The following is a 14,264-nucleotide window of genomic DNA, read 5'->3' as shown; positions in this document are numbered from 1 at the left end:
AAGGTGGCATGAAGATAAAGCGCTTACGTAGGCTAGTCAACATGTGGACCTCTTCTGGCTGTGCAGCCTAGGGTTGACGCCAAGTAAGCGTTTACATATCCGAACCCACCGGAGGCCCGCTCGTGCCGGCACGCCCTGTCGCGATCCTCGCCATGCAGCCCTGGGCGTTGCCCGACCTGCTCCCGCCCGACCTGATGGATCGGCTGCGGACGCTGGTACGGCTCGAACCGGACGCCAACCTCACGTCGTTCGGGACCGAGGCGGCCGGCGCCGCACTCCGCAATGTGGACATCCTGCTGACCGGCTGGGGCTGTCCGCGCATCGACGCGGCCGTGCTCACCGCCGCGCCACGGTTGCGCGCCGTCATCCACGCCGCTGGTTCGGTGAAGCGGCATGTCGGCCCGGTCGTGTTCGCCCGGGGCGTCGCCGTCTCCTCGGCCGCGCAGGCCAACGCCGTACCGGTCGCCGAGTACACGGTCGCCGCCCTGGTACTCGCCGCCAAACGCGTACTCACCCGAGCCCACCGGTTCGCGCATCACCGCGCCGCCGGAGACTGGCGCTCGGGTGCGGGTACCGGACTCTACGGCGCCACCATCGGAATCATCGGCGCGTCCCGCACCGGCCGGCTCGTCCTGGACCGGCTGCGCGCCTTCGACGTGCGGCTGCTCCTGGCCGACCCGTACCTCACCGCTACGCACGCCCGCGCCCTCGGCACGGAGCTGGTCGACGTCGACGAGCTGTGCCGCCGCAGCGACCTGCTCACCATCCACGCGCCCGCACTACCGGAGACCCATCACCTGCTCGACGCCCGCCGGCTCGACCTGCTCAAAGACGGCGCCGCCGTGATCAACACCAGCCGCGGGTCCCTCGTGGACACCGCCGCCCTCACGGTCCACTGCGCCAAGGGCCGCATCGACGCCGTGCTCGACGTCACCGACCCCGAGCCGCTCCCGCCCGACCACCCGCTCCTGCGCCTGCCCAACGTGCTGGTCACCCCACACCTGGCCGGCTCGCAGGGACACGAGCTACGCCGCCTCGGCGAGTTCGCCGTAGCAGAGGTCGAACGTTTCGTTCGAGGTGAGCCACTACTCGGCGCCATCCGCGCGGACGACCTGAACCGGTTGGCATGACGCTGCGGACGCTGCCGGCGCGCGACCGGTATCCACGGCTACGGCGGACGACGACTCGGTAGCCTCGCCCGTCAGCCTGCGTCGGCCCCACGATCACCGGCCCCACGATCACCGGCCCCACGATCACCGGCCCCACGATCACCGGCAACGCGACAGCGCCGCGCGTCGTTCGGCCGCCGTGCCCGGCCGAACGAGGCGACCGCGTCGGTACGACCAGATGCCTATCCTCCTAGGATGCTTAGTGGGTGTGCGCGGCGCCACCTGGGGCCGGCACTCTGCACGCGATGCTCGGCGCGCCCCGGTGGGCCGAGTGAGCCCTTCGCGCGCCTCGCCGTCGGCGCGTTCGCGCATTCCGATCCGTCACCGGATAACCTCGGCACTGATCGATGTCTCCGTCGGGGTGCGGGACAACGGGGACCGCAACGGGGATCGATCGGGGAGGCAGTTGATGCGGTTTCCGCATGCCAATTTGCACCGGTACAACAACATCTCGCGTCGGCTCGGCGCGATGTCGGTGGCCGTCGTGGTCGGGACGTCGTCGCTCGTCAGCGCCGCCGCACCAGCTTCGGCCGAGCCGGGTGCGATCCTCGGCGCCGGCGAGCCGGCCGCGGTGCAGGGCAGCTACATCGTCGTGTTGAAGGACAGCGTCGTGCTCAAGGGCAGCGGCGTGCTGACGAAGGACGGCGAAGCGCCGGGCGGAGTTCCGTCCACCTCGGATCAGCGGGCGGCGCAGGCCGCAGTGGACCGCTCGGCACAGGCACTCACCGACCGGCACGGCGGGACGGTGGGCCACCGGTACTCCGCCGCACTGCGCGGCTTCACGATCAAGGCCAACGAGGCGACGGCCCGGCGTATCGCCGCCGAGAAGTCGGTGGCCTTCGTGGAGCAGAACCGTCGGGTGCGATTGGAGGACAGCGCCGCATCCGTCGTCCCGCTGGGCACGCAGCCGAATCCGCCGTCATGGGGGCTGGACCGGGTGGATCAGCGCAACCTGCCGCTGAACAACTCCTTCAGCTACCCGACCTCGGGCGCTTCGGGCGTGCGCGCCTACGTATTGGACTCCGGCATCCGTGCTACCCATCAGGACTTCGGCGGCCGGGTCGTCAACGGCATCGACGTGGTGGACGGCGGGACCGCCGACGACTGCTACGGGCACGGCAGCCACGTCGCCGGCACGTTGGGCGGCACGACGTACGGAGTGGCCAAGAACGTCACCCTGGTCGCGGTACGCATCTTTGCCTGCGACGCCAGCGGTGACATCGCCGCGACCACCCAGGCGATCGACTGGGTCACCGCGAATGCACAACGTCCCGCCGTGGCGAACATGAGCTTCGGCCGATCGGTCTCGCTCAGTCCCGGCGCATACGAGGCCGCGACCAACGGTCTGATCAACTCGGGGGTGACCGTCGTCACGTCCGCCGGTAACGATGGCAGGGACGCCTGTGAGAAGACCCCGGCCTTCATCCCGGCGGCGATCACCGTCGGGTACACCTGGCCGGACGACGCCGCCGCCTGGCTGAGCAACCAGGGCCCGTGCGTGGACCTGTTCGCCCCCGGGCAGGACATCGTCTCCGCCGGTCACTCCAACGACACCGCGGTGGCCGTCAAGACCGGTACCTCGATGGCCACTCCGCACGTGGCCGGCGCCGCCGCGTTGATCCTGGCCGCCAATCCGACCTGGACGCCGGCGCAGGTGCACGCCCAGGTGCTCGCCAACGCCACCTCGGGCGTGGTCTACAACACCCGGCCGAACACGACCAGCCGGATGCTGTACGTGCCCTCCTCCTGAACCCACAGCGGTCCCGCTCGGTGCCAGACCGGGCGGGACCGCCCTCAGCCGGATGCTGCCGAGTCGCGCCGCCGAGTTCACCCGGCTCCGTACGCGGGCCTCGTGGCCGGCCCGAAAGCCCGGATTCCGGTGGGTGGGTGACCGGCATCGGAAGGTTCGGTGAATAGGGCCGTTTCGAGTTGCCGAGGGTGGAGCGAGCGCTGCAGGGTTCTTGCCTGTGCGGCTACTGGCGTTCCTCGCCCCCCTTGTTGCCGTGCTCCTCGTCGCCGCTCCGGCGCAGGCGCACGTCCGCGCGACCACGGTCGCGGTCGACCTGCGTAGCCAGGGTGACAGCGTCGCGGCTGTCGTCGACGTGGAGTACGACGTCCTCGCCCGGCTGCTGAGTCTCGACGGTGGTCCGAACCCGAACCCGGACGCGGACGCGGTCGGCGTGGGCGACGCGGCCGCCGAGGTGCCGACCGAGGTGCGGCGCGATTCGCTGGACGCGCACGCGAGCGACGTGGCGGCATACCTCGGCGAGCGGCTGCTCCTCCGCCGTAGCTCGATCGTGTGCACCACTGAGGACGACGCCCGCGTCGAACTCGCCGACTCCGGCGCGGTGCAGGTCGCGCTCTCCTACGACTGCCCGGCGTCCGGCCCGCTCACCGTCCGCACCGACATCTTCCGCGTCTCCGACGGCGTCGTCGACGACACCACCACGATGGTGGCCTACGACATCGACGGGCGCCGCGGTTCGACGTTGCTCGACACCGCCCGCACCAGCTTTACCGTGGGGCACGGCGAGCTGCGGAGCGAGATCCCGCGGTTCGTCCGGCTCGGGGCGGAGCACCTGCTCTTCGGGCTCGACCATGTGCTGTTCCTGCTGGCGCTGCTGCTGGGCGCGAAGCGGCTGCGTGACGTCGTCGAGGTCGCCACGGCCTTCACGGTCGCACACTCGGTGACCCTGGTGCTGGCCGCGATCGGCTGGGTCAGCGTGCCCGGGTGGATCGTCGAGCCGCTCATCGCGCTGTCGATCGCGTTCGTCGCGGTCGACAACCTAATCTCGCCGAGGACGAGCCACCGGTTGCCCGTGGTCTTCGGCTTCGGGCTGCTGCACGGGCTCGGCTTCGCGGGCGCGCTCAGTGTCGACGGGCCGCTGTCGGTCTCGACGCTGGCCGACCTGGTCTCCTTCAACGTCGGCATCGAACTCGTCCAGTTGGCGATCATCGGGCTCGCCTTCCCAGGGCTGCTGTTCCTGCGTAGGGCCGCGACCGCGCCGGTCGCCGCTCGCGTCCTCACGCTCGGCACCGTCGCGGCGACCGTCGCCGTCGCCGGTGCCGGTCTGGTCTGGTTCGTCGAACGTTCGCCGATCCTGACCTGACTTCCATTTCCCACCCCATCCCGAAGGATCCCGATGTCCGCGTTAGCCTGGACACGCGCGCGCCTGCGCGTCGTCCTGTACACCGCCACGCTGGGGCTCGCCGCCAGCGTCGTGGCGGGCCCGATGACGTCGTACGTGGCGTACGCTATCGACCCGCCGGAGGCCACCGTCAGTGGCGCCGTGTACGTCGACGCCAACGGCGACGGCGAACGGAGCGACGGCGAGGCCGGTCTTGCCGGCGTCCGCGTCTCCGACGGCGTGGTCGCCACCACGAGCGCAGCCGACGGCAGCTACTCCCTGACAATCTCGACCGACCGCCGCACGACCGACATCGTGTGGGCCACTCAGCCCCGCGGCTACCAGTTCGGCCTCGACGAGTTCAAGGAGCCCAGGTTCTGGGCCAACCTCGGCCAGCTCGTCGACGGCGCGACGCCCGCGGCGGACTTCGCCGTCGAGCGCGACCGGATCTCCGACGGGAACACGTTCTCCTGGGCGAACATCGCCGACCCGCACGTCAACGCGCAGCTGCCCGACCAGATCCGCGAGATCAACTCCACGGGTACGGACCTGCGCTTCATCGCGGTCAGCGGCGACCTCACCAACGACGCCAGCCAGGGGCAGTTCGACACGTATCGCCGCGGCACCCAGCAGTCGACAGTCGGCGTGTGGCCGGCCGTCGGCAACCACGAGTACGCGGGAGGGTCGGCGTACGCGGACAAGATCGACAACTATCGCCGGAACGTCGGTCCGGAGTGGTACTCGTTCAACTACGGCAACCGGCACTTCGTGGTGCTCGAGAACAACGGCTCGGCGCCGTTCGACGAGGAGCTTGACTGGCTCAAGGACGACCTCGCCGCGAGCGTTCCGCTCGACGACAACCCGAAGAACGACATCGAGGTCGTCGTCCTCACCCACCAGCCGATGAACGTCCCGTTCGGTTCGCCGTCGACGTACGACGCCTTCGGTGACGTGCTCGAGCAGTACAAGGCGCAGCTGATCCTGGTCGGCCACGAGCACTCCAACCACGTCGAGAACAACTCGGCGTTCGCCAGGGCCGCCAAGCACATCCAGACCGTGTCGAGTTCCTACACGATCGACAACGCGCCCCGCGGCTTCCGCTACATCCACATGGCGGGTCGGGGCTTCGACAACCCGTTCCGGATGTACGGCGAGAACGAGCACCTCACCATCGTCAGCCCCGCACCCGGCTCGAAGGTGCCGGCCGCGAAGTTCCCGGGCATCCAGATCAACGCCTACGACACCGGTGACGAGGTTCTCGAGGCGAGCTACCGGATCGCCGGCGACAGGAAGTGGAGGCCGCTGCGCCACAGCGGCGAGTTCACCTGGCAGGGCAACCTGCCCGGCAACCTGCAGAAGGTCGGTAAGCACCGCGTCGACGTGCAGGTGGTCGACGCGGACGGCAGAACCTGGACCAAATCGGCGGACTTCACCCTCACCCGCGAGCCCGCGCTGGGGCCGGTCGCCGGCGGTGACTGGAACCAGCACCACGGCAACGAGGCCCACTCCGGTGTCGCGCCGGCGCAGGAGGCCGGCCGCCGCCTGGCCTGGAGCTTCCGCACCGAGGGCACCTTCCTCACCGGGTCGCCGGTCATCCACGACGGCGTCGTCTACGCGGGCACCCGCGACGAGAACGGCGACGGCAACAGCCGGATCTACGCCGTCGGGCTCAAGGACGGCAAGGAGCTGTGGAACTTCAAGGTGCCGCAGTCGATCCACGGCAGCCTCGCCTACGGTGACGGCCTGATCTTCGCGCCGACCCTCGGCTCGGAGCTCTACGCCGTCGACGCGAGGACCGGCAAACTCCGCTGGAAGGCCGTGCCCGAGCAGGCGCCGGCCCCGAACAACCAGCGGACCTACGGCTACTACTCGCCGGCCGTCTCCGGGCACACCGTGCTCTGGCCCTACCAGACCCGCTTCGGCATCGGCAGCCAGGGCGTCCTCAAGGCGCTCGACACCCGCACCGGGCGGCAGATCTGGGCCTCCCCGATGTCCGGCGCGACCATGAGCGACGGCACGCCCGCCGTCCTGGACGGCACCGTCTACGTCGGCAACGAGACCGCTGACCGCGTGCTCGCCTACGACCTGACCACCGGCGCCCGCAAGTGGACCGGAGCCGAGTCGCTCGGCAGTTGGCAGGACGGCGTACCGACCGCGGCCGAGGGAAAGGTCTTCATCGGGGCCAACAACGGCATCGTCGCCCGTGATGCCAAGACCGGCGCGACGCTGTGGACGTACCGGAGCCCGCGCTCCTCGCTCGTCTCGAGCGGCTCGACCCCGAGCGCCGCGGCCGTCAAGCACGGCCTCGTCTACATGGGCTTCCCGAGCGGCGCCGTCGTCGCCCTCGACGCCCAGACCGGCAACGTCGCATGGGAGCGGGTGCTGCCCGGCGACATCTACCACGGTGGCGTCATGTCCAGCCCGGTCGTGGCTGGCGACACGCTCTTCGTCGGCGCCAACAACGGTAGGTTCTACGCCCTGGCCACCGACACCGGCCAGATCCTGTGGAGCCACGAGATCGGCACCTGGGTGGGCGCCGGCCCGGCCGTCAGCGGCAACACCGTCGTGACGGGCGCCTGGGACGGCAACCTCTACGCCTTCGTGCCAGGCGGCGAGTCCGCACAGCGCTGGGCGACCGTGACCGGCACGGTCAGCGACCCCGAGACGGGCGCTCCGATCGCCGGCGCGAAGGTCACCACCGTCGCCGACGGTCAGGAGACCGCGGTGACCACCACCGACGCCAAGGGTCGCTACCGGATCGGTCTGCCGGCGTCGACCTGGACCGTCACGGCGGCCAAGCGTGGCCTGATCGCCGACGGTCGCTCGACGGCCAGCGTCACGGTCCGCACCACCGGCAACACGACGGTCAACCTGAAGCTGATCAAGGTGATCCACCCGACCGCCGGCAAGTCGACGTACGCGCCGGACTACGGCAACGGCAGCACGCGCACGGACGTCGTCACCGGCACCGAGTACTACTACCTGGCCAACGACAAGATCCGGGCGTCCGTGACGCCGTACGCCGCGGGCAACAACGGCGTCGGCGGCAACAACGGCGTCGGCGGTCTGGGCCAGGGAGCGCTGTCGGACATCATGCTCAACGACGCCAACGGTGCCGAGACCCTCGACTGGGGCGAGATGCTGCTGCGTCCGAGCCTCACGCCGCCCGACTCGTGGGACCGGCCGAACGACCAACTCGACCTGCCCGACCTCGCGGTCGACGGCGCCGCCGTGGTCGGCAACGGTCAGTACCGGGCGAACCCGGCCATCAAGGCGCAGGTCCGCTACGCGACGCTGCCCGACGCTCCGATCGTGAAGATGACGGTCACGCTGACCAACACCGGCACGACGGACTACCAGGGCTACTTCAACTACATGATCGACCCCGACAGCTCGGCCGACAACGGCCGGATCCCCGGGTTCAGCGGCGTCAACCCGGGTCTGAAGACCTCGGGCTGGACCGGGAACTACGTCTACGTCGGGGCCGACGCCGCCACCACGAACGGTCAGGCCGCCCACGGTCTCGCGTGGGCGTTGGACACGCCGACCGCGGTCGGTGCGTACGGCTACGTCGAGGGTCTCTACTACGACGCCACGATGGCGCCCGGTGCCACCAAGCAGTTCAGCTTCTACCACCTGACCGACTACGCGACCGCCGGCGGCGACCCCACCCGCAACATCGCGAAGTGGGCCGACGAGATCGATCTGCACGACGCGGCCGTCCCGGACGCCGCTCGCGCGGCCGGCACGATCACCGCGGGCGGCGCCGCCGTCTCCGGTGCCCGGGTCGCCCTGGAGCAGGCCGGCACGGTGGTCGCGACCACGAGCACCGACGCCCAGGGCAGGTACCTCGTCAAGGCCCCGGCCGGCCGGTACGACGTCCGGGTGTCCAAGCTGGGCTACACGACGGCCACCGGTACGGTGACCGTGCCGGCGGCGGGCAGCGGCGTCGCCGACGTCGCGCTGAGCCCGGTCACGGTCGAGGCGAGCTACGGCAAGCAGATCGGCTCGGGTCTGGTCGAGGCGGGCTACGGCGACGTGATGCTCGAGAACGACAAGCTCTCGATGGCGATCGCCGACGCCTACAACGACTCGCAACTCTCCGGTGCCACCCGCGGCAAGCCGGTCGACATCGCCGTCCGCGGCATGGCCGACCAGTTCGACTGGATCAACCTGCCCTACGTCTCGGCGACCCAGCCGACCGACGGTAGCGCGTGGGACATCCGCTCGGTGGCGGCGACCGACGTCCAGATCGTCCAGGCGACCGGAGACAAGGCCGTCGTCCGGGTGTCCGGGCCGGTCAAGGGCTTCACGGGTCTGACGGCGACGACGACGTACACGCTGAAGCCGGGCGACAACTTCGCCACGGTCTCGACGGAACTCAGCAACTCCGGGTCGGCTCCACAGCGTGTGTGGACCGGTGACGCGATGGACCACGACGCGGCCGGTCAGGCCAGTGTCATCCCGGGCGCCGGCCTCGTGACGCCGGGTGCGACGGCGGCGTACGCCCCGACCAAGCCGTACCTCGGCATGACCGGGACCGACCCGCAGGTCTTCGGCCTCGTCTACGGCACGCCGGCCAGCGCCTTCGACGTCTACGCCGCGGGCAACTGGGTGATGAGCCGGTTCAACGTCGACGTGCCGGCGGGTGGCTCCTACACCCTCACCCGCAAGCTCGTCGTCACCCCGGGCGTCGACGCGGTGGGCATCCTCGACAGCGTCCCCGCGCCGTAACGCACACCCACCCCACACGGGGCCGGCCCTGGACTCCAACCGGGCCGGCCCCCCCGTGCGGCGAGCCGGCGGCGGCCGCGCCCCGACGGTCGAATCACCGAGAATGATTCGGGCGTACGGAGGTTTCGGCGACAGGGTTTCGAAACCCCGCAGGGCGGGGGAGCCGGCGCCGCCGCGTTCGACCCGCCGTGCTCCGTCCCGTTACGTCAGCAGCCGTAGCGCCCGTTGGCGGACGTCGACGTAGCGCTCGTGCACCTCCGGAGTACCGGCGGCGGCGACCTCCTCGGCCGCGACCGGCCACTGCGGCGGCTCAGCACCGCCAGACAGCGCCCAGGCCGCCTGACGCGCAGCCCCGAGCGCGACGTACTCGCCGGGGCTCGGCACGCTCACCGGCGCGTCGAACAGCGCCGGCGCGACCGCCCGTACCGCGCGGGACTTGGCCGCGCCGCCGATCAGCAGCACCCGGTTGACCGGGGTGCCCTGGGCGCGGAGCGCGTCGAGGGCGTCGGCGAGGCCGCCGAGCATGCCCTCCACCGCGGCCCGCGCCAGGTTCGCCGCCGACGCGTTAGCCCGCGTCAGCCCGGCGAGCAGACCACGCGCGTCGGGCAGGTTGGGGGTACGTTCCCCGTCCAGGTACGGCAGGAGCGTCAACCCGCCCGCGCCCGGCGGCGCCGAGAGCGCCAACTCGTCGAGCTCGGCCAGCGACCGGCCCAGCAGGTCGGCGACCGTGCCCAGCACCCGGGCCGCGTTGAGCGTGCACACCAGCGGCAGGAACCGGCCGGTCGCGTCGGCGTAGCCGGCCACCAGCCCGCTCGCGTCGGCGGTCGGAACCTCACTCACCCCGAACGCACACCCCGAGGTACCCAGCGACACCACCACGTCGCCGGGCCGCAGGCCGACGCCGAGTGCCGCGCCCATGGTGTCGCCGGTGCCGGCCGCGAGCACCGCGCCGGACGCGGTCTCGCCGACCGTTTCGGCGGGCCCGGCGACCCGTGGGACCGCCAGGTCCCGGCCGAACGCGAGTTTCAGCAGGTCCCGGCGGTACTTCCCAGTCGCCGGCGACCAGTAGCCGGAACCGGAGGCTTCGCCGCGGTCGGTCGTCGGCTCGCCGCCGTCCGCGCGTAGCCGGTGGGTGAGCCAGTCGTGCGGCAGCAGCACCGTGGCGGTCCGGGCCGCGAGTTCCGGCTCGGCGCGGGCGAACCAGCGCAGCTTGGTGACCGTGAAGCTGGCCACCGGCACCAGCCCGACCGCGTCGGCCCACGCCTGCGGGCCGCCGAGTTCGCCGGTGAGGTCGACCGCGGCGCGCGCCGAGCGGGTGTCGTTCCACAGCAGGGCGGGACGCACCACCTCGCCGGCCTCGTCGAGGCAGACCATGCCCTGCTGCTGCCCTCCGACTCCGATCGCGGCGACACCGTCCAGCAGTCCGGCGCTGGCCTGCTCGTACGCGGCCCACCACAGCCGCGGATCGACCTCGGTACCGTCGGGGTGTGCGGCGCGGCCCTCGCGGAGCACCTCGCCGGTGTCCGCGTCGCACACCACGACCTTGGTCGACTGCGTCGATGTGTCGACCCCGGCAACCAGCGTCATCGCACGCCCAGCAGGTGTTCCATGGCCGGTTGGTCGAGGCGCTCGAACGCCGGCGCGTGCCCGACGGTGGGCCCCAGGATGTCACGTGACTCGTCGGGTGTGGGTTCGATGGCGGAACGGCCGTCGTAGCCGACCGTCCACAATCCGAACGAGTACCGGGCCCACCGAGTAGACGTGACGCCACTCATCGCGGTGCCTCCGTAGCTTGCGGTTGGCTGATCTTACGACCACCAACCGGTCAGCTCAATGTCCTGCCAAAGTGGTCCGGGCCGCTGGCCGTCCGGCCGGAGCGCGCGGTTCAATGGACCCCGGAGGAGCCCGTGGACCCGATCGAACTGCTCGACCACGCCCGCGAGTCCCATCGGCGGCAGGAGTTCGCCGACGCGGTCGACGGGTTCGCGGCGGTCGACGCGGTCGCTCCGCTGGCGATCGACGACCTGGAGCGGTTCGCCGAGGACGCACACATGCTCGGCCGGCGCGACGAGGCGGTGCGGGCCCTGCAACGGGTCTACCAGACCCACGCCGAGGCCGGCGCGATCGGTCCTGCGGTGCGCACCGCGTTCTGGCTCTACCTCGCGCTGGGCTTCAACGGTGAGTTCGCGCACGCCGCCGGCTGGATCGCCCGGGCGGCCCGGCTGGTCCGGCCGCGGCCCGACTGCGACGAGCGAGGTTACCTGCTGGTGCCGGAGGCGGAACGGCTGCTCCGGAACGGCGAGCACGCCGCCGCCCTCGACGCCGCCCGCCGGGCCCTGGAGATCGCCGACCGCTGCGCCGACCGCGATCTGGCGGTCATCGCCTGCCACCTGCAGGGACACGTGCGAATCAAGCAGGGCCGGGTCGGCGAGGGCCTGACGCACTTCGACGAGGCGATGACGGCCGTCGCGGCGGGCGAGTCCTCGATCCGGGTCACCGGCTGGGTCTACTGCAGCGTGATCGCCGCCTGCCACGAGTTGCAGGAGCTGGGCCGGGCTCGCGAGTGGACCCTCGCCCTGAACGCCTGGTGCGACGGCCGGCCGCAGTTCACCGGCGCCTATTCCGGGGTGTGCCAGGTCCACCGTGCCGAACTGCTGCAACTGAGCGGCGCCTGGTCGGACGCGATTCGGGAGGCGAGGCTCGCCTGCGAGCAGCCGGTCCAGGGGTACGGGGAGCAGGTGATCGGCGCCGCCAGCTACCGGCTCGGCGAGCTGCACCGGCTCGCCGGGGACCTGCCGGCCGCCGAGACGGCGTACCGGCGGGCCGGCGAGCACGGGTGGTCCACCCAGCCCGGCCTCGCACTGCTGCGGCTCGGCCAGGGCAGGCGGGAGACCGCGCTGGCGGCGATCCGGCGGACCCTGGCCGAGACGACCGACCGGCTGGGGCGCGCGCGGTTACTGCCGGCCCAGGTCGAGATCAGCCTGTCGACGGGCGACCTCGGCACGGCCCGGGACGGCGCGGCGGAGCTGACCGTGATCGCCGAGGCGTACGGCACGTCCGCGCTGCACGCCCGCGCAGCGTACGCCCGGGGCGCGGTCCAGCTCGCCGACGGTGCGCCGGAGGCCGCGCTGCCGGCGCTGCGGCTCGCCGGGCGGCTGTGGCACGACCTCGACGTGCCCTACGAGGTGGCCCGGACCCGGGTCCTCGTCGGGCTGGCCTGCCGGGGCCTGGGGGACGACGACGCGGCGCTGCTGGAGCTGGACGCCGCTCGGCGGGTGTTCCGGCGGCTCGGCACGGCCCCGGACCTGGCCCGGGTCGACGGGCTGCTGCCCGGCCGGCCCGCGGCCGAGCCGGCCGGGCTCAGCCGCCGGGAGCTGGAGGTCCTGCGGCTGGTCGCGGCCGGCAAGAGCAACCAGGCCATCGCCGCCGATCTCTTCCTCAGCGAAAAGACGGTGGCCCGGCACGTCAGCAACATCTTCGGCAAGCTCCGGGTCGGCTCGCGGACCGCCGCCGCCGCGTTCGCCTTCGAGCACGGCATCCGCTGACGCCGGGGACACGCTGGGCAGAACCACCCAGTGTGCCGGCCCGCCAGGTTGGGTGATTCTGCGCAAGCGCGCCCGGCGCCGCCCCACCTAGCGTCGGAGCATGGCCGACAATGGCAGCTCCGAACGCGTCCCGACCGTCGTCATCGGTGCCGGGCAGGCCGGTCTTGCGGTCGGCCACCACCTGTCCAGGCTGGGCCAGCCGGCCGTGATCCTCGACGCGGGGGACCGGGTCGGCGACTCCTGGCGCGCTCGCTGGGACTCGCTCCGGCTGTTCTCGCCGGCGCGCTACGACGGGTTGCCGGGCTGGACGTTCCCGGCACCGGGCTGGTCGTACCCGACCCGGGACCAGGTCGGCGACTACCTGGAAGCGTACGCCGACCGCTTCGACCTGGTGGTGCGGACGGGTGTACGGGTCAACCGGGTGACCGGCAACGGCACCGGGTACCTGGTGACCGCCGGCGAGCGGACCTTCGAGGCCGAGAACGTGGTGGTGGCGACCGGCACCTGCCAGCGTCCCACCATCCCGGACTTCGCCCCGGAACTGGACGAGCGGATCGTCCAGTTGCACTCCAGCGAGTACCGCAACGCCGGGCAACTGCGTCCCGGCGGGGTACTGGTCGTCGGCGCTGGCAACTCCGGTGCGGAGATCGCGATGGAGGCGGCCCGGGACCATCGCGTGGTGCTCGCCGGCCGGGACAACGGCCAGGTGCCGTTCCGCGTCGACGGCCGGCCGGCCCGGGGCATCCTGCCGGTCCTCTGGCTCCTCGCCAACCGCGTGCTGACCGTGCGGACCCCCCTGGGCCGGAAACTGCGCCCGCACGTACAGGCGCATGGTGGTCCATTGGTGCGTACCAGGTTGGCCGACCTTGTCGCGGCCGGGGTCGAGCGGCACCTCGGCCGGGTCGTCGGCGTGCGGGACGGCGGCCCACTGCTCGATGACGGCCGTGTGCTCGACGTGCCGAACGTGGTCTGGTGCACCGGATTCCACCAGGAGTTCGGATGGATCGACCTGCCAGTCTTCGACGACCGCGGCTGGCCCCGCCAGATCCGTGGGGTGGTGCCGGGCGCGCCGGGCCTCTACTTCGTCGGCCTGCCGTTCCTGTACGGCTTCGGCTCGATGCTGGTTGGCGGGGTGGGCCGGGACGCCGCGCACATCGCCCGGCACCTGGCCCGGCACCGCGGCGGCGGCCGGGACCGCCGCGACGGACACGTCGGAGCCGACCAGCGCGCGCATCACCGGGTGGGTCAGGATGCATCGGCGGCCGACGCGAAGACACGCTCGCGGCCCTGGTAGGACGGGTGAGGATACCGAGTCGTCCGAGGTGGTCACCGACGCCCCGGTCTTACCGGCGATGCTCGACGACCTCAAGCCTGATCCGCCGGTCCGACCGGTGGGAAACTGCCGCTCCGCTTCCGGCTGGCATGCCATCGGTTGAGGCTCTTCCGCTGGTCACATCGGTGCGGGCAGATGTCGATTCCCTGTCAACTCTCCCTTGTGTACGCGGCCCTAGCGTGGCCATGCGGGTCGGGTCAGCCGCTCCGCGAGCGCACAACCCCCAACCGGACGGCAACGGCACCCTGCGCGGCTACCTGAGCGGCCATCGCCGGGATCCACCACCCCCACGCCCCTCGCATCACCACGAATCCCCGCCGCCGCAAGAGAAGGAGCATGATGCGCCGATCCATGC

8 protein-coding genes are annotated in these 14,264 nt (G+C 71.6%); 6 read left to right on the top strand and 2 right to left on the bottom strand.

The genetic code is table 11. The features are described 5' to 3' along the window. Positions 1-122 precede the first annotated feature (122 nt). The 4 genes from ACFP2T_RS38900 to ACFP2T_RS38885 all read left to right on the top strand — a co-directional run bounded on the left by ACFP2T_RS38900 (position 123) and on the right by ACFP2T_RS38885 (position 9,031). On the top strand, positions 123-1,130 hold the full coding sequence (locus ACFP2T_RS38900; RefSeq protein WP_377431298.1) for a hydroxyacid dehydrogenase: 1,008 nt from the start codon (positions 123-125) through the stop codon (positions 1,128-1,130). Between the two features lie 448 nt (positions 1,131-1,578). After that, positions 1,579-2,919: a S8 family peptidase gene (locus tag ACFP2T_RS38895; RefSeq protein WP_377431296.1), complete on the top strand. Its 1,341-nt coding sequence runs from the start codon at positions 1,579-1,581 to the stop codon at positions 2,917-2,919. A 217-nt stretch (positions 2,920-3,136) separates the two neighbouring features. Further along, complete coding sequence (locus tag ACFP2T_RS38890; protein ID WP_377431293.1) at positions 3,137-4,279, top strand: HupE/UreJ family protein; 1,143 nt, start codon at positions 3,137-3,139, stop codon at positions 4,277-4,279. A 33-nt stretch (positions 4,280-4,312) separates the two neighbouring features. Beyond that, complete coding sequence (locus tag ACFP2T_RS38885) at positions 4,313-9,031, top strand: outer membrane protein assembly factor BamB family protein (RefSeq protein WP_377431291.1); 4,719 nt, start codon at positions 4,313-4,315, stop codon at positions 9,029-9,031. Between the two features lie 201 nt (positions 9,032-9,232). Here the strand turns inward: ACFP2T_RS38885 and xylB are convergent, their stop codons facing one another. Both xylB and ACFP2T_RS38875 read right to left on the bottom strand, forming a co-directional pair. Further along, positions 9,233-10,618 (bottom strand): xylulokinase, encoded by a 1,386-nt coding sequence (xylB, locus tag ACFP2T_RS38880; protein WP_377431288.1) that lies wholly within the window; start codon positions 10,616-10,618, stop codon positions 9,233-9,235. Further along, positions 10,615-10,806 (bottom strand): hypothetical protein, encoded by a 192-nt coding sequence (locus ACFP2T_RS38875; protein WP_377431285.1) that lies wholly within the window; start codon positions 10,804-10,806, stop codon positions 10,615-10,617. Before ACFP2T_RS38875 ends, xylB begins: the two co-directional genes overlap by 4 nt. A 132-nt stretch (positions 10,807-10,938) precedes the next feature. Between ACFP2T_RS38875 and ACFP2T_RS38870 the strand changes: the two genes are divergently transcribed. Continuing rightward, positions 10,939-12,576: a helix-turn-helix transcriptional regulator gene (locus ACFP2T_RS38870; RefSeq protein WP_377431283.1), complete on the top strand. Its 1,638-nt coding sequence runs from the start codon at positions 10,939-10,941 to the stop codon at positions 12,574-12,576. A 100-nt stretch (positions 12,577-12,676) separates the two neighbouring features. Next, on the top strand, positions 12,677-13,870 hold the full coding sequence (locus ACFP2T_RS38865; protein ID WP_377431280.1) for a flavin-containing monooxygenase: 1,194 nt from the start codon (positions 12,677-12,679) through the stop codon (positions 13,868-13,870). Positions 13,871-14,264: the final 394 nt, after the last annotated feature.

This window comes from Plantactinospora solaniradicis, from assembly GCF_042658085.1.
GTDB classification, from domain to species: Bacteria; Actinomycetota; Actinomycetes; order Mycobacteriales; family Micromonosporaceae; genus Plantactinospora; species Plantactinospora solaniradicis.
Note: the sequence above shows the minus strand (reverse complement) of the source record. Positions and strands in the feature narration are given on the sequence as shown.

What these genes read in the sequence shown, in the direction of transcription:
- ACFP2T_RS38895 (WP_377431296.1), top strand. Translation starts at nt 1,579, where the DNA reads ATGCGGTTTCCGCATGCCAATTTGCACCGGTACAACAACATCTCGCGT.
- ACFP2T_RS38885 (WP_377431291.1), top strand. Translation starts at nt 4,313, where the DNA reads ATGTCCGCGTTAGCCTGGACACGCGCGCGCCTGCGCGTCGTCCTGTAC.
- xylB (WP_377431288.1), bottom strand. Translation starts at nt 10,618, where the DNA reads ATGACGCTGGTTGCCGGGGTCGACACATCGACGCAGTCGACCAAGGTC.
- ACFP2T_RS38875 (WP_377431285.1), bottom strand. Translation starts at nt 10,806, where the DNA reads ATGAGTGGCGTCACGTCTACTCGGTGGGCCCGGTACTCGTTCGGATTG.
- ACFP2T_RS38865 (WP_377431280.1), top strand. Translation starts at nt 12,677, where the DNA reads ATGGCCGACAATGGCAGCTCCGAACGCGTCCCGACCGTCGTCATCGGT.